The organism is Caballeronia sp. dw_19 (genome assembly GCF_018449515.1).
GTDB lineage: Bacteria > Pseudomonadota > Gammaproteobacteria > Burkholderiales > Burkholderiaceae > Caballeronia.
In genome coordinates, this window is record NZ_JAAVUQ010000010.1 from 128,320 (window position 1) to 142,686 (window position 14,367).

General features: G+C 62.5%; 15 protein-coding genes. 10 read left to right on the top strand and 5 right to left on the bottom strand.

From position 1 onward, the window contains the following. Window positions 1-4: 4 nt before the first annotated feature. Together HB376_RS16360 and HB376_RS16365 are read right to left on the bottom strand one after the other, a co-directional pair. Entirely contained in the window at window positions 5-853 is an 849-nt protein-coding gene (locus tag HB376_RS16360) for a DUF1365 domain-containing protein (protein ID WP_213764709.1), read from the bottom strand. Then, complete coding sequence (locus HB376_RS16365) at window positions 850-2,154, bottom strand: FAD-dependent oxidoreductase (RefSeq protein WP_213764710.1); 1,305 nt, start codon at window positions 2,152-2,154, stop codon at window positions 850-852. The genes HB376_RS16360 and HB376_RS16365 overlap by 4 nt, the downstream gene beginning before the upstream one ends. Window positions 2,155-2,480: 326 nt before the next feature. On the opposite strand from HB376_RS16365, the gene HB376_RS16370 reads away from it, so the two are divergent. From HB376_RS16370 to rfaE2, 3 genes are all read left to right on the top strand, one after another. Continuing rightward, entirely contained in the window at window positions 2,481-3,482 is a 1,002-nt protein-coding gene (locus HB376_RS16370) for a MerR family transcriptional regulator (RefSeq protein ID WP_213764711.1), read from the top strand. Window positions 3,483-4,002: 520 nt separating this feature from the next. Next, on the top strand, window positions 4,003-4,875 hold the full coding sequence (locus HB376_RS16375; protein ID WP_213764712.1) for a ferritin-like domain-containing protein: 873 nt from the start codon (window positions 4,003-4,005) through the stop codon (window positions 4,873-4,875). Between the two features lie 171 nt (window positions 4,876-5,046). Next, window positions 5,047-5,529, top strand: a complete 483-nt coding sequence (rfaE2, locus tag HB376_RS16380; protein ID WP_213764713.1) for a D-glycero-beta-D-manno-heptose 1-phosphate adenylyltransferase — start codon at window positions 5,047-5,049, stop codon at window positions 5,527-5,529. 18 nt (window positions 5,530-5,547) lie between these two features. Here the strand turns inward: rfaE2 and HB376_RS16385 are convergent, their stop codons facing one another. From HB376_RS16385 to HB376_RS16395, 3 genes are read right to left on the bottom strand one after another with little or no spacing between them, the layout of a single operon-like run. After that, the gene (locus HB376_RS16385; protein WP_213764714.1) at window positions 5,548-5,787 is read right to left on the bottom strand and encodes a hypothetical protein; all 240 of its coding nucleotides are present in this window, start codon (window positions 5,785-5,787) and stop codon (window positions 5,548-5,550) included. Between the two features lie 13 nt (window positions 5,788-5,800). Then, window positions 5,801-6,637 carry a type III pantothenate kinase gene (locus HB376_RS16390; protein ID WP_213764715.1) on the bottom strand — a complete coding sequence of 279 codons (837 nt, stop codon included), beginning with the start codon at window positions 6,635-6,637 and terminating at the stop codon, window positions 5,801-5,803. Then, on the bottom strand, window positions 6,634-7,581 hold the full coding sequence (locus HB376_RS16395) for a biotin--[acetyl-CoA-carboxylase] ligase (protein ID WP_213764716.1): 948 nt from the start codon (window positions 7,579-7,581) through the stop codon (window positions 6,634-6,636). The genes HB376_RS16390 and HB376_RS16395 overlap by 4 nt, the downstream gene beginning before the upstream one ends. A 182-nt stretch (window positions 7,582-7,763) precedes the next feature. On the opposite strand from HB376_RS16395, the gene HB376_RS16400 reads away from it, so the two are divergent. The 7 genes from HB376_RS16400 to HB376_RS16430 all read left to right on the top strand — a co-directional run bounded on the left by HB376_RS16400 (window position 7,764) and on the right by HB376_RS16430 (window position 13,929). After that, window positions 7,764-8,897, top strand: a complete 1,134-nt coding sequence (locus tag HB376_RS16400; RefSeq protein ID WP_213764717.1) for an ABC transporter permease — start codon at window positions 7,764-7,766, stop codon at window positions 8,895-8,897. Next, window positions 8,897-9,775: an ATP-binding cassette domain-containing protein gene (locus tag HB376_RS16405; protein WP_213764718.1), complete on the top strand. Its 879-nt coding sequence runs from the start codon at window positions 8,897-8,899 to the stop codon at window positions 9,773-9,775. Before HB376_RS16400 ends, HB376_RS16405 begins: the two co-directional genes overlap by 1 nt. 75 nt (window positions 9,776-9,850) lie before the next feature. Beyond that, window positions 9,851-10,819, top strand: coding sequence for an MlaD family protein (locus HB376_RS16410; protein WP_213764719.1), 969 nt, complete (start codon window positions 9,851-9,853; stop codon window positions 10,817-10,819). A 227-nt stretch (window positions 10,820-11,046) separates the two neighbouring features. Beyond that, the gene (locus tag HB376_RS16415; protein ID WP_255631390.1) at window positions 11,047-11,607 is read left to right on the top strand and encodes an ABC-type transport auxiliary lipoprotein family protein; all 561 of its coding nucleotides are present in this window, start codon (window positions 11,047-11,049) and stop codon (window positions 11,605-11,607) included. A 114-nt stretch (window positions 11,608-11,721) separates the two neighbouring features. Beyond that, complete coding sequence (locus tag HB376_RS16420) at window positions 11,722-12,897, top strand: VanZ family protein (RefSeq protein ID WP_213764720.1); 1,176 nt, start codon at window positions 11,722-11,724, stop codon at window positions 12,895-12,897. A 55-nt stretch (window positions 12,898-12,952) separates the two neighbouring features. Beyond that, a complete protein-coding gene (locus HB376_RS16425; protein WP_213764721.1) occupies window positions 12,953-13,285 on the top strand; it encodes an NAD(P)H-dependent oxidoreductase subunit E in 333 nt (110 codons plus the stop codon). An 11-nt stretch (window positions 13,286-13,296) separates the two neighbouring features. Further along, a complete protein-coding gene (locus HB376_RS16430; protein WP_213764722.1) occupies window positions 13,297-13,929 on the top strand; it encodes an alpha/beta family hydrolase in 633 nt (210 codons plus the stop codon). The last annotated feature ends 438 nt before the right edge of the window (window positions 13,930-14,367 follow it).

Consider the following 14,367-nt stretch of genomic DNA (forward strand, 5'->3'; position numbering starts at 1 on the left):
CAAGTCACCTGGTCCTGGTCGGCAATTCGGCCCGCTCGTGCGAGACGTTCGCAGACGGCGGAGTGGGTTTGCTCACGAACGGCACGCGCTTGAAGAACAGCTTCAGCGCTTGCCAGTGAATTTTCGCGACAACGCCGAACGTCATCAGCGGATAACCGAAGAACACGCGCAGCACATTGCGGGCATCGAGCGGACGAGCGCTTCCCGCGATGCTGGTCTGCAGCAGCGGACCCTCGCCGTCGTCGTAGTCGATGCGCGCCAGCGACCGCAACGGCTTCCCTCGTTTCGGCGATGCAAACATGAAGCGGAACGTGTAGTGCCCTTGCACCTGGCAGAACGGCGACACGTGGAAAACCTTGGCGGCGGTGAGCGGTGTGCCGTTCAGGACGCCGCCGCCTGGATCGAGCAGGTAGCAATGGCGCTCGCCGAAGGTGTTGTTCACTTCGCAGACCACGGCGCGCAATGCGCCGTCCGCGCGCTCGCAAAACCAGAAGCTCACGGGATTGAAGACGTAGCCCAGCACGCGCGGGAACGTGTGCAGGAAAATCTCGCCGGTGGCGTCGTGGATGCCGTTTTCATGCAGCATCGATTCGATCCATTGGAGCGCCGTTTGTCCCTCGGCACCGTGGTCGCTGTCGTGAAAGCTTAGTAAGCCGAATCGATTGGTTGCGAACAAGCGCGAGTCGCGCTGCGTACCTTGGGCCAACCTTGCGGCACGTGCGCGCAGCGGTAGCCGCAACGTATAGACGCCGTAGGAGAACGCGTTGCGTGCCGGGCGCAGCCGCTTGTGGCGCACGGGCCCGACGAGCAACAGGTCGGGGGCATCGAAGGATTGAGGGGTGGGCGTACTCATGCTGCAAGCGCCGGTTCGGTGCTGCTTAATGTCGCAAGGGCCGCAAGGGCCGTCAGCTTCGAGGCCGCTTCCAGCCCGGACGTCAAGCCGTCTTCGTGGAAACCGTAACCAGTCCATGCACCTGCGAACCACGTATTGCGTACGCCTTGCATCGACGGCAAAGAGCGTTGAGCCTGGACAGCGGCTTGATCGAAGACCGGGTGGCTGTAGGCGAATTCGCGCATTACCGTGTCGCGACGCGGCTCTCGCACCGGATTCAGCGAGACGATGACTGGCGTCTTGAACGGCAACGGTTGCAGCTTGTTGATGAGGTAATGCACGCATAACTGTGGCTCGCCGCCCAGCTCGCCGGTGCGGCTTTCGTAGTTCCATGCCGACCATGCACGTTGCGCCGGCAGCAGCGAAGCGTCCGTATGCAACACCGCGCGATTCGGCGCATAGCCGATCGCGCCGAGCGTGGCCGATTCGTCATGCGAGGGATCGGCGAGGACGGACAGCGCCTGGTCGCTATGGCACGCAAGCACGACGTGATCGAAGTGTTCCGCCCCCCGCGCGCTATCGATCTCCACGCCGTGCACGCTGCGTCTCACCGATGTCACGGGCGCACCGGCGCGGGCATCGCCTATGACGGGCAGCATCCGCCGCACGTATTCTCGTGCGCCGCCGTTGACGGTGTGCCACTGCGGCCGGTCGTTGACTTGCAGCAGGCCGTGGTTATGACAAAAACGAATCAGCGTGCCGATGGGAAATGCCATCATCCGCGGCGTGGAGCACGACCAGATTGCGCCGATCATCGGTAGCAGGTACCAGTCGCGAAATGCTGTCGAAAACTTTTCGCGTTCGAGAAAACTGCTCACCGGCTCGGCGAGTTTAACGTCCTTGCCAGCCAGCGCCAGCGCGGTGGTCGTACGGTTGAAGCGGACGATATCGGCCAGCATGCGCAGGAATGTCGGGCGCAGCAGATTGCGGCGCTGTGTGAAAACCGTGTTCAGGTCGCTGCCCGCCCATTCCAGCCGACGGTCCGTCAGCGATACGGAGAACGACATATCGGTCGCAGTGGTCGGGACGTCGAGTTCTTCGAACAGCTTCACCAGATTCGGATAGGTGCGGTGATTAAAGACTAGAAAGCCGGTATCCACGCCGTGCGTGATGCCGTCGAGTGTCACGTCCACCGTGTTCGTGTGACCGCCAAAGTAGCTGTTGGCCTCGAACAGCGTCACGTCGATACCCGCCTTGGCCTTCGCCAGCCGATAGGCGCATGCGAGCCCAGAAATCCCCGCTCCGATTACTGCAACTTTCATGACGTTGCTCCGTGTGCCTTTGTCTTTGTGTCGACTGTCCGATGGCTCTGACGGCTTTTTGTATGGAACTGCGGGCGGTTGCTCACGCCGCGTTCAAGGTGATTTACGCAATCCCGGTCGCGATGGATGCACGCAGCAGGAATTAAACGACCATTCGTTGACGATGTTTTGTCCACGACAAAATAGAAATTTCGTCTATGATCGATAATGTTTAGAATTGTCGTTAGAGTCTACGAATAATGAAATTTAGGTGATTTTTCTTCATCAGTTAATTTATCTATTCAATAGTTTTGTCCATGACAAATACGTCGGAAACTGACCAATCCATGAACGTTACGGTGGGTGGTGAGACTGGAGCAGCAGGCCTGACGCCGATGAATCCTGACCCAACAGGCACGGCGGAGGACAGTGCGGTGGCAGGTATCGCGGGTATTGGCATTGGTGCGATTGCCCACGAGATCGGGCTCACGAAGGACACGTTGCGGGTCTGGGAGCGGCGTTACGGCTTTCCGCAACCGTTGCGATCTTCTGGCGGCGAGCGGCTTTATCCGCAAGAACAGGTGACCAAGCTCAGGCTGGTCAAGCGTCTGCTGGACGCGGGCCACAGGCCGAGCAAAGTCTTGCCGCAATCCATCACGCAGCTACAGCAATTGGCGGAAGATTCAGGCGTGGGACAGGACGCGCCGGACGGGGAACTCGATCGGCTCGTTGGGTTGCTGCGCGCAGGCCGATACGACGACTTCCGCTTCGAGCTGCTCAGGCGTGCCACGCGCGAAGGGCTCGCGCGCTTCGTTCTTGATGTGGCTGCGCCATTGTCGGCAAGGGTGGGCAATGCATGGGCGGCAGGCACGCTGCAGGTCTATCACGAGCACCTGTTCAGTGAAGCCTTGCAGGTCACGCTGCGCTCGCTGATGCGCCCGCTCTCCGAGGCTTTGCGCGGGCGCGGCGCGCACCCGCGGGTGGTGCTCACCACGTTGCCGGGCGAGGCGCACGGGCTCGGCATCTTGATGGCCGAGGCCATGCTCGCGCTGGCCGATTGCGAATGCATGGCGCTCGGGACACAGACGCCGCAGCAAGACATCGTCGACGCCGTTACGGCCCATGAAATCGAGATCGTCGCGTTGTCGTTTTCCGCTTCCATGCCCGTGCAGGCCGTGGTCAACGGACTCACGGAGTTGCGCGCGGTGCTGCCGTCGGAGGTGGCAATCTGGGTTGGCGGTAGCAGTCCTGCATTACGGCGCAAGCTCCCTGACGGCGTGTTGAACGTCGCCGGACTTGGGCCGATTGAAGACGCCTTAGCGGAGTGGCGCCATACCGCCATGCTATGATCGACAGCCTGTTTGATGCAGCATCCGCTTCGCACTACGGTTGATGCAGCGAGGGCCGCCCGGCGAGACCAAGGTGGGATTCATGGTCCGGTTCAGGGCATGGCGTAAAACATGTTGCGCCTTGCGCCTGTCACGCGCGAAAGGCATGCTTCACGCGGCGTACACAGCCGTACGGCGGCGGAAGTCCGGCAAAGGTTTCGCCCAAGCAACAATTTTTAACAAGGTGTTGAAAAAGGCTTTAAACGAGCTTCATTACAGCTCGCGCTTCGTACTTACCTCAGGCACAGGGTTCGCTCCTCACCCACGGTAGACATTGCAACGCCGCTTACTGCCGCGCGTTTGCAACGGGCAGAAAGTCGCAGAGGGACGCGACAGGCGCTTCTTTACCGTTTTTGCATCTGAGCGCCTGATTCCCGCGTAAAATTGAAAGCTTCGCTGCTGGCGGCGCGGTTCCCGCGCGAGCCGGCTACAGTTACAACAGACAGTACTGTCGCACTATGTTGCAAACCAGGGGTGGACTATGAACACGATGCTTTATCCGGAACTGTATAAATCGCTGGAATCGGTTCGTTGGGACATGGAGAAAGATATTCCCTGGGACAAATTCGACTCGGCGCTGCTCACCGACGAACAAGCCAAGACCATCAAGATGAACGCGATCACCGAATGGTCCGCGTTGCCCGCCACGGAAATGTTCCTGCGCGACAACCACAACGACAGCGATTTTTCGGCGTTCATCAGCGTGTGGTTCTTTGAAGAACAGAAACATTCGCTCGTGCTGATGGAATACCTGCGGCGCTTCAAGCCTGAAATGGTGCCGACCGAAGAAGAACTGGACGCCGTTCGCTTCGAATTTGATCCCGCTCCCCCGCTCGAAACGCTGATGCTGCATTTCTGCGGCGAGATCCGCCTGAACCACTGGTACAGGCGCGCGGCCGAATGGCATACGGAGCCGGTGATCAAGCACATCTATGAAACCATTTCACGCGACGAAGCACGTCACGGCGGCGCGTATCTGCGTTACATGAAGAAAGCCATGACGCAGACCGGCGATATCGCGCGCGCCGCGTTCGCGAAGATCGGTGTCCTGATGGCTTCGGCACGGCGCACGGAGAAACCGCTGCATCCGACCAATCTCCACGTGAACCAGGCGCTGTTTCCGCGCGACACAATCCAGTCGCGTTTGCCGGACCCGGAGTGGCTCGAACACTGGCTCGACGAACAAATTCGCTTCGACGACAGTTGGGAAAAGAAAGTCGTCGAACGCATCCTGCATAACCTTTCCATTCTGTTCGAACGCTCGTTCGCGACGGCGCAGGAGTTGAACCGGTATCGCAAGGAAGTGGTGTTACGCCTGCAAGCTGCACAAGCGGCGTCGCAACTGCCGGCCTGACCGGAATTCCGACTTGTTGTTCTGAACAGCCCGCCGGTTTGTGACCGGCGGGCTGTTGTGTTTATGAAGGGTGCGTTTCCCGCGCAAACACGCTTGAACGTAAACGTGCGTCGAAGGCGGCCGGCCGCGTGGCACACTACGGTCCTTCTGAATCCCTCATCGCTTACCGACATGCCTGCTCCTTTCGAACGCAAGATCATGACGCGCGACGCGCTCGCTGCACTGCGCCCGCAATTCGCGTCGCCGGTGGTTTTCACGAACGGCGTCTTCGATATCCTGCATCGCGGCCATGTGACCTATCTCGCCGATGCGAAGGCGCTGGGCGCAACGCTGATCGTCGGTGTGAACAGTGACGCGTCGGTGCGGATGCTTGGCAAGGGCGACGACCGGCCGATCAATCGCGAAGACGACCGCATGGCGCTGCTGGCCGCGCTGGAAAGCGTGGATTGGGTGGTGAAATTCGAGGAATCGACGCCGCTGGAGCTGATCGGCGAACTGCGTCCGGACGTGCTGGTGAAAGGCGGTGATTACGACATGGACAAGCTGGCCGAATCAGTGCTGGTGCGCAGTTGGGGCGGCAAGGCGCTGGCCATTGCGTTCGAGCACGATCGCTCGACCACTGCATTGCTCAAGAAAGTGCGCACGCAGGGATAAGTGCGTCGGCCGAAACGCTTATTGCGTGAGCGGTGCAGCCTGCACGGGCGCGGCGGGCGCGGGACCACCGACCACGGCCTGATCGGCGGCTTCTTCGGGGCTGATCGGGTGAACCCGTACTAATTCCGGGTGCACTTGCCGGTCGAGATGTTGCGGTTCGCGTCCGCCGGCCGACGGCAGCGGTCCGAACACGCCTTGCACGACAACGAACATCAACAGGTTTGCCAAAACCAACAGGGCGAGCAGCCAGCGCAACATGGAAAGCGCTCCATCAATCAGGTGAACGGGAAACGGCGGCTTCGCGAGCGATCAATGCAAGCCCGGCGAGCACGAGGGAGTCGTGGCGAGTATGCGGCACCTTGAGCGCGCCCGCCACTTCGCTGGCGCCACCGCCGCTGAGAATCAGGCGTACATCGTTGTTTCCATTGTTCCCATTGTTCCATTGAGCGCGCAGGTCCTGCCACGCGCGCTCGATCAAGCCCGCCTGCGCGAGCAGGCATCCCGATGACAAAGCCGTACGCGTGTCGGTGGCGAAAATACCGTTGGATGAGCTGATTGCGCGGCGGGCGGTGTCAGGCGGAAGCGTGGGCAATTGTGCGGTGTGGGTGCCGAGCGATTGCATCATCAGCAGCCAGCCGGGTGCAATCAGGCCGCCTGTGAAGGTGCCATCGGCGAGCAGTGCTTCAAGCGTCGTCGCCGTGCCGATGGTGGCAATCAGCAAGTTTTCCCCGGGGTACGCGGCGTGCGCGCCGATCATGCCGCACCACCGGTCGCTGCCGAGCGCCGCCGGTTCCACGTAGCGATTCGTCACGCCCGATTGTTGCGCCTGAGCGCGCACGATCGTGCGGGGCAAGCCGGGCCAGCGTGCATCAAGAAGGGCTGTCATGCGCTCGCCCACGCGCGGCCCCGCCACGTTCGAAATCCATGCGCTTGCGGGCCGCGGCAAACTGGACCAGTCGGCTATATCCGCGAGAACGGCTTCAACGTCGATGTGCTCGAACGCGCCGCCGTTCAGCGTTTCCTGGGCCGCGCTGACCAGCGACCACTTGATCCGGCTATTGCCTGCATCGATAAGCAGAAACGGTCCTTCAAACGGTCCTTCGCTCACGGCCGTTGCTCCGCAAGCCGCAGCGAGACGTCGCCGGTGGTAGCGGTTCTCAGGCCCGTTGGCGTATCGATCTGCAACTGGCCGTTATCGTCGATACCGACCGCCACGCCGCGCGCCACTTCCACGCCTTGCTCAAGCAGCACCACCTCGCGTCCCGCGTACGCGTGCGCGGCGAGCCACTGTTGGCGGAACGGGCGGAAGCCATCGGCGGCAAAACGCGCGAGGGTGGCATCGAGCGCGTTCAGGACGGCGGCGAGGGTATCGGTGAGATTCGCTTCGGGCCACGCCCGCGACAGCGATGCCGGCGTATTTCCCGGCGCCGGGAGGGCGTTTCGACGCTGGGCTTCATCGAGTTCGGCTGCCAATTCCGCCGCCCCGTGCAGGTTGATGCCAATACCGATCACCACCGCGCTCGCCCGCGGCGTATTCCACGCGGTTTCGATCAGGATGCCGGCGAGCTTGCCGTCGTCGAGCAGGATGTCGTTCGGCCATTTCAGCGCCAGTCTCGCCGATGCCGCCAGCGGCAAGCCGTTCAGCGCCTCGAGCACGCTCGTGCCGACGGCGAGGCTCAGGCCTGCGAGCCCTTCCAGCGGCCGCGGCAACACGCAAGCGATGGAAAACAGCAACGCGTTGCCCGGTTGCGCCACCCATGCGCGGCCCCGGCGGCCCCGGCCGGCTGTCTGCAAGTACGCAACTCGCACGAACGGTGTGCCATCGGCGGCCTTCAGCGTCGAACGTGGCGAGAACGAGTCGGGTGCCGACGCTGACGTCTTGTTGCGGGGCTGCTCCTTGAGCTGCGCCATCAGATCGGCATTCGTGGAGCCCGTTTCATCGACGATCTCGATCGGCCAGTCGCGCACCGGCCGCGCGGCGAGCGACATCAGCCGGTCGCGATCGATCCGCCAGGCGGCGTCGAGCGGGAAAGACGAGTTGGATGAGTTCATATCCGCATTGTAGCGATCTGGCGCCCGGGAGCTGGCCGGGGAAACGCGCACGCCGATCGTTGCACCGCGCCTGGGTGCCGAAACCCTGGCCAATTGGCCAACGCCCCGCCTGTTCGAGATTCCACCACGTACCTTCGCTACAATGGCTTCTCCCTCCACCCTACCCGGAGCGTTTTCAAGCCTTGAACTTCGACACTCCGCCCGGCCTGTTGGTCGAGTCCGGCCAGCAGGGCAAGGTTGTCCGGCTTTCCGGCCAGTGGACGGCGTTCGCACTGGCGCGCGACCACGCGAACACCAAGCGAGGTGTGGTGGACCGGCTGCGCGGCGTGGGCGAAGAAGCGATCAAGCAGTGGGATCTCCTGTCGATCGAACGGCTCGATCACGTCGGCGGACAGGCGCTGTGGCGCGTGTGGGGCAGGAAGTTGCCGGAGCGCGTCACGCTCTCGGACACGCAAAGGGAAATCTTTGAACGGGTCGCGTTGCTTGACGCGAATCGTGAAGAGCCTGAGCAACCGGATCGTATCGATCCCATCACGCGTTTCGGCCTGATGCTGTTCTCGTTCGTCGAGCATCTGCAAGGCGGCCTGGCCATGTTCGGCGGCTTCGTGCTCGACCTGATCGGACTGGTGCGGCGGCCCAAGCGCATTCCGTGGACCGAAATCTCGGCGAACATCTATAGCGCGGGCACGCAGGCGCTCGGCATTACGGCGCTCGTGGCGTTCCTGATCGGCATCGTGTTGAGTTACCTGTCGGCGCAACAACTGCGCATGTTCGGCGCGAACCAGTACATCGTGAATATCCTGGGGCTTTCGGTAATACGCGAGCTCGGGCCGGTGCTGTCAGCCATCCTGGTCGCCGGCCGCTCCGGTTCCGCCATCACCGCGCAGATCGGCGTGATGCGCGTGACGGAAGAGCTCGACGCCATGCAGGTCATGGGTATCCCTCACGGCCTGCGGATCGTCTTGCCGCGCGTGCTGGCGCTCGGCATTGCCATGCCGCTGCTGGTCATGTGGACCAACATGGTCTCGCTGCTGGGCGGCGCGCTGGCGGCGAAGCTGGTATTGGGTATCGACCTGTCCTTTTTTGCGCGCTCGCTGCCCTCGGTCGTGCCGATTGCCAACCTGTGGATCGGGCTCGGCAAGGGCGTGGTGTTCGGCATGCTGATCGCGCTGGCCGCGTGCCATTTTGGCTTCCGGATCAAGGCGAATTCGCAGAGCCTGGGCGAGGGGACAACGACCTCGGTGGTGTCATCCATCACTATCGTGATTCTCGCCGACGCCGTGTTCGCCATCCTCTTCCAGTCGGTGGGCATCTGATGTCGGCTACCCTTGCATCCGCCGTTCGCGACAAACCGACACCCGTCACCACCGAACCGGTGATCGAAGTCGTGGACGTGACGAAACGCTACGGCCGTACGGTGATTCATGAGCATCTGAACCTGGAAGTGCGGCGCGGCGAAATCCTCGCGTTGCTAGGTGGATCGGGCTCCGGCAAGACCACGCTCGTACGGCAGATGCTCGGGCTGGAGTCGCCCACGTCGGGCACGATCCGTGTGCTCGGCGACGAGTGGGCAAACATGGACGAAGACACCGCGCGCATCCTGCGCACGCGCTCCGGCATGATGTTCCAGCAGGGTGCGCTGTTCTCGTCGCTGTCGGTGTATGACAACATCGCGCAGCCGTTTCGCGAACTGGGCAAGATTCCGGAAGACCTGATCCGCGAGTTCGTGATGCTCAAGCTCGAAATGGTCGGGCTGTCGTGCAAGAACATGAGCAAGATGCCGTCGGCGTTGTCGGGCGGCATGGTCAAGCGCGTGGGGATTGCACGGGCCATCGCGCTCGAACCCGAATTGCTGTTTCTCGATGAACCAACGGCGGGGCTGGACCCGAAGGCGTCGGACGAATTCGTCGATCTGATCGCCACGCTGCATCGCGCGCTCGGGCTGACTGTGGTTCTTGTCACCCACGATCTCGACACCATGGTCGCGCTGTCCACACGGGTCGCGGTGCTGGCCGATCGGCGAGTGCTGGTGGCCGCACCAGTGGAAGAGGCGGTGGCCGTGGATCACCCGTTTATCCGCGAATATTTTCTCGGGCGGCGCGGCAGGCGCGCGTTGCAGGCGCTACCGCCCGAGCGCCGCGCAAAATTGCCGGCTATCGCGCTGGAAGACGCGCCATGCGGCCCCGCACTCTAGCCGTTCTTACGGGCGTTCTCATGAACGGTTTTCAGGAAAGCTCTGGCAGTACGTAGTAAAAAAAGGAACCTGTTGATGGAAAACAAATCCCATGCGTTCTGGGCCGGTCTGTTCACTATCGGGCTGTTGGTCGCTATCGGCCTCGCGGTGTTCTTTTTCAACGTGGACCGCACTGTGCGCGTGCCGTACGACCTCGTCGCGCGCACCAACGTGACGGGTTTGTACACCGACGCCGACGTCCGGTATCGGGGGCTTGGCGTGGGCAAGGTGGAGTCCATCAAGTTTGACCACAACAATCCGGGGCAGATCCGCATTCGCATCGAGGTCGACAAGACCGCGCCGATCACACAGTCCACGTTCGCCACGCTCGGTTTCCAGGGCGTGACGGGGATTGCATTCGTGCAGCTCGACGACACCGGCAAGAATCCCGCGCCGCTGGTTTCATCGACGCAGAAGGTGGCGTCGCTGCCATTGCGCCCGGGCTTGTTCGACCAGTTGCAGCAACGCGGTGACATCCTGATCAGAAAATTTGAACGGATTGCCGACGATGCCGACAAATTCCTGTCCGACGACATGCGTGATCAGGTGCAGCAAACCGCAAAGAGCTTGCAAGGCGCCGCTGACAGCATTGCGGTGTTGAGCAAGCAGGTCGGCCCGGTGGCGGAGCAACTGCCGCGCACGCTGAATCAACTGGACCGGACACTCGCGTCGACCAATGCGCTCGCGAACAGCCTCAGCCGGGCGGACGGCCCGTTCGTGACCAACATGAATCGAGCGGGCGAGGCCGCTCAACGCGCCGGCCAGGTGATGAACGAAGTCAACGAGTCGTTGCAGGAAATGGCCGCGCGGGTGGGTTACGAGACCTTGCCACGCGTGAATTCCCTGGCCGACGACGTGGGCAGCGCGGCGCGCTCCGTGGATCGTGCCGCCGAGACTTTCAACCGGAATCCGCGCAGCGTGCTGTTTGGCGCGCCGCAGCCGACGCCGGGGCCCGGTGAGCCGGGTTTCCAGTGGCCGTCGGCGCCGTCGAGTCCATCGAAATGAAGTTGTAAAACAGGGCGCAGAACCATCCGCCCCGGGTCCGCTGCCCGCAGAAATTTGGCGGACTAGAGTTCGATGTCCAAGCGTTTTTGATCTTGAAATAGGAAACTGTGATGCCACACACGATCTTGCAGGCGATGCGCTTATCAAAGCGTGCTGCGCGCCCGCTGCCGCGGGCGCGCTCCGGTTTTATCAGCCTGGCCGGTTCAGCCGTTCTAGCCGTTGCCGCCATGCTCGCGGGATGCGCGTCGGGACCACCCGCGGCGGTGTCGAATATCCGCTACGACCTGGGTGCGCCCGCGCCGCTTGGCAACACCATGAACATGCCGCCGGTGAAAGTGCTGGCGGTGAGCGCAGCGAAAAACCTGGATACCGACGCGTTCGTGTATCGGCTGAAATATGCCAATGCCCAGCGCACCGGCAGTTATGCGGATAGCCACTGGACCATGTCGCCGGCGGAGTTGCTCACGCAGCGCCTGCGCGCGGCGCTGGCCTCGCGCGGACCGGTGCTCACGGGGGCCGACTCGGTGCGCGCGCCCATGTTGCAGGTTGATCTGACGGACTTCGAGCAAGTATTCGATGCTCCCGAGCAAAGCCATGGCGAGGTCTCGGCGCGGGTGACGTTGTCGCAGCATGGGCAGGTGGTCAGCCAGCGCACGTTCATCGCGCGGGCGCCTTCGTACACGGCCGATGCCGCCGGTGGCGCGCGTGCGCTCGCCGCAGCTTCCGATGACCTGATCGCGCAAATGGCGGCATGGCTCGGCGTGCAGCCGCTGGTCGCTTCGCAGTGAACGCCGCGAACCGCTTCAGGACCGCCCGGTGAATGCCATGCAGGCTGACGCGGCGCGCTATGTTTTGGAACGAGCAAGAGTGCGAGGGCCAGCGCAAGAACAACGGCGGCGCGCATGACGCTCAAGCACTGGCAGCGCCGTCCGTCCGCGCTCTCGCGGCAGGCGCTGGCGGTTTATACAATGCTGGTCGTCTACGGGTCGCTGTATCCGTTTTCCGGCTGGCGAACGCTCGGAATCGGCCCGTTCGCGTATCTCACTGATCCGCTGCCGCAATATCTCACCGCGTTCGACGTCATCACCAACGTGCTCGGTTACATGCCGTTCGGCGCGCTGGCCGTGCTTGCGCTCTATCCGCGCTGGCGTGGCGCGCTTGCGGCGGGCGTGGCGTTTATCGGCGGGGCGATGTTGTCGGGCTCGATGGAAGCCGTGCAGACCTATCTGCCCACACGGGTGGCGTCGAATCTCGATCTGGCCGCAAACGCCCTCGGCGCGCTGCTGGGCGCGGCGCTCACCGCGCCCGCCACCAGCATGCTGCTCGACCGGGGCTTGCTGCGGCGCATGCGTTTCATGTGGTTCGAGCGCGATGCCGCGTACATGATTGGCTTATCGGGGCTCTGGCCGTTCGCGGCAATGTATCCCGCGCCGTTCCTGTTCGCTGTCGGCGATTTGCCGCGCGTGCTCTGGTCGAGTATCGACCCGGTCATGCAGGACGCGCTGCTCGCGTGGACACCTGCCGCATGGAACGTCGCGACCTGGCAGGCGCATTTGGGCGCCAAGCTCCCCGACGGCGCCTGGGAAACGCTCATCACCTCGCTCAACCTGTTTGCCGCGCTGGTGCTGGCCACGTTGCCAATGCGCACCGGCGCGCCACGTGTGCGGCTGCTGCTCGGCCTGGTGATCGCGACACTCGGCGCGAAGGCGGGCGCGACGTTCCTGCAATCGCGCGCCGGGCTCACGTTTAACTGGGCGACCGACGGCGCCATTGCCGGCATAGCGTGCGGAACGCTGGTGAGTTTGCTGTCACTGCGATGCTCGCGGGCGTGGCGTGCGACGCTGGCCGGTCTTGCGCTTGTCGTGGCGCTGGTGCTGGTGAATCTTCTGCCGGTCAATCCCTACTTCGATATCGTGCTCGCCGACTGGCGCCAGGGGCGTTATCTGCATTTCAATGGCCTTTCGCAGTGGCTTGCTTGGGTGTGGCCGTATGCTGCACTTGGCTGGTTGGCATCGACTGCGGAGCGCGCATTTCTTGCCCGGCGGCGTGACGGCGGCGAAAAGCGCCGGTCGTTATAATCGGCCGAAAGCGACACAAAAATCCCACGACATCGAATTTCTTCCGGCCAAGCTCATGGACCCGTTCTACAAATATCACGTGTTCTTCTGCCTCAACCAGCGCGACCCCGACGCCGGGCGCCCGAGTTGCGCGAATTGCAATGCGCAGGCCATGCAGGAGTACGCGAAGAAGCGCGTAAAACAGCTCGGGCTCGCTGGCGACGGCAAGGTTCGCATCAACAAGGCCGGCTGCCTCGAGCGCTGCGAACTGGGGCCGGTGGTCGTCGTGTATCCCGAAGGGACCTGGTACACGTATGTGGACGAAGCGGACATCGATGAAATTGTCGATTCGCATCTGGTGAATGGCAAGATCGTCGAGCGTTTGCTGATCGACCAGCCTGTGGTCTGAGGGCTCACGCAATGAACGCACAGACTGACAGGTTCCTGATCGACGGGCCGGTGGGCAAGATTGAAGTCGCGCTGGATCGTCCCGCCGACGGCGCGCCCACGCGAGGCATTGCGCTGGTTGCGCACCCGCACCCGCTGTACGGCGGGACGATGGACAACAAGGTCGCGCAGACCCTCGCGCGCACGCTCGTGCAACTTGGGTACGTCACGTATCGCTCGAATTTTCGGGGCGTAGGTGAAACGCAAGGCGAGCACGACAACGGCACGGGCGAACGCGACGATCTGCTGGCCGTGGTCGCTCATATGCGCGCACAGCCGGGCCAAGCCGATGTCCCGCTGGTGCTCGCCGGTTTCTCGTTCGGCACGTTCGTGATGTCGCATGTGGCGAAGCACTTGCGCGAGTCGGGCGAGGTCATCGAGCGGATGGTGTTCGTGGGGACGGCGGCGAGCAATTGGCAGGTGGCCGAAGTGCCGGACAACACGCTCGTGATTCACGGTGAAGTGGACGAAACCGTGCCGATCAGCTCCGTCTACGATTGGGCGCGGCCGCAGGAATTACCCGTGGTGGTGATTCCCGGCGGCGAGCATTTCTTTCATCGCAAGCTGCATGTGCTGAAGAAGATTATCGTCGACGCATGGCGTTGAATCGGCCTCGGCTCTACGCTTCACCTATACCAACCGTCTGTTGAATCAACGTGCGGCGAGAGGCTTTCGAAGGCTTCGCGTCGCAGCCGCTTTTATCCCATTTTTCACGAATCCCCGGCACATCCAGCCACTTTCGCGGTAAAAGCGGTTTGGCGCACGGGTATAATGGCGCAGACTTTTGCGCGGCCGCTTGTCGGTTCAGCGCTCGCCGCAGCGCATGCGGCACGTGTCCGGCGTCTGCATAACCGGGTGCGTTTTGCCCATGTGCCGCTCGAGTATCGAAGCGCGCGGAGGTCAGTCCAGCGAGCGTTTTATGCCGCGCCGGCGGATTAAGGATTCAACCGGGCTCTCGCCGGGTTTGCCTTGGGTTTTAAGTTTGCGTGCTTTATGCCGTGTTTTAAACTCTCCGCCATTCAGCGGCAGTTCGAACCCGATTTA

Coding starts and splice junctions, on each gene's coding strand:
- HB376_RS16360 (WP_213764709.1), bottom strand. CDS start 853: ATGAGTACGCCCACCCCTCAATCCTTCGATGCCCCCGACCTGTTGCTC.
- HB376_RS16365 (WP_213764710.1), bottom strand. CDS start 2,154: ATGAAAGTTGCAGTAATCGGAGCGGGGATTTCTGGGCTCGCATGCGCC.
- HB376_RS16370 (WP_213764711.1), top strand. CDS start 2,481: ATGAACGTTACGGTGGGTGGTGAGACTGGAGCAGCAGGCCTGACGCCG.
- HB376_RS16375 (WP_213764712.1), top strand. CDS start 4,003: ATGAACACGATGCTTTATCCGGAACTGTATAAATCGCTGGAATCGGTT.
- rfaE2 (WP_213764713.1), top strand. CDS start 5,047: ATGCCTGCTCCTTTCGAACGCAAGATCATGACGCGCGACGCGCTCGCT.
- HB376_RS16385 (WP_213764714.1), bottom strand. CDS start 5,787: ATGTTGCGCTGGCTGCTCGCCCTGTTGGTTTTGGCAAACCTGTTGATG.
- HB376_RS16395 (WP_213764716.1), bottom strand. CDS start 7,581: ATGAACTCATCCAACTCGTCTTTCCCGCTCGACGCCGCCTGGCGGATC.
- HB376_RS16405 (WP_213764718.1), top strand. CDS start 8,897: ATGTCGGCTACCCTTGCATCCGCCGTTCGCGACAAACCGACACCCGTC.
- HB376_RS16410 (WP_213764719.1), top strand. CDS start 9,851: ATGGAAAACAAATCCCATGCGTTCTGGGCCGGTCTGTTCACTATCGGG.
- HB376_RS16415 (WP_255631390.1), top strand. CDS start 11,047: ATGCTCGCGGGATGCGCGTCGGGACCACCCGCGGCGGTGTCGAATATC.
- HB376_RS16420 (WP_213764720.1), top strand. CDS start 11,722: ATGACGCTCAAGCACTGGCAGCGCCGTCCGTCCGCGCTCTCGCGGCAG.
- HB376_RS16425 (WP_213764721.1), top strand. CDS start 12,953: ATGGACCCGTTCTACAAATATCACGTGTTCTTCTGCCTCAACCAGCGC.
- HB376_RS16430 (WP_213764722.1), top strand. CDS start 13,297: ATGAACGCACAGACTGACAGGTTCCTGATCGACGGGCCGGTGGGCAAG.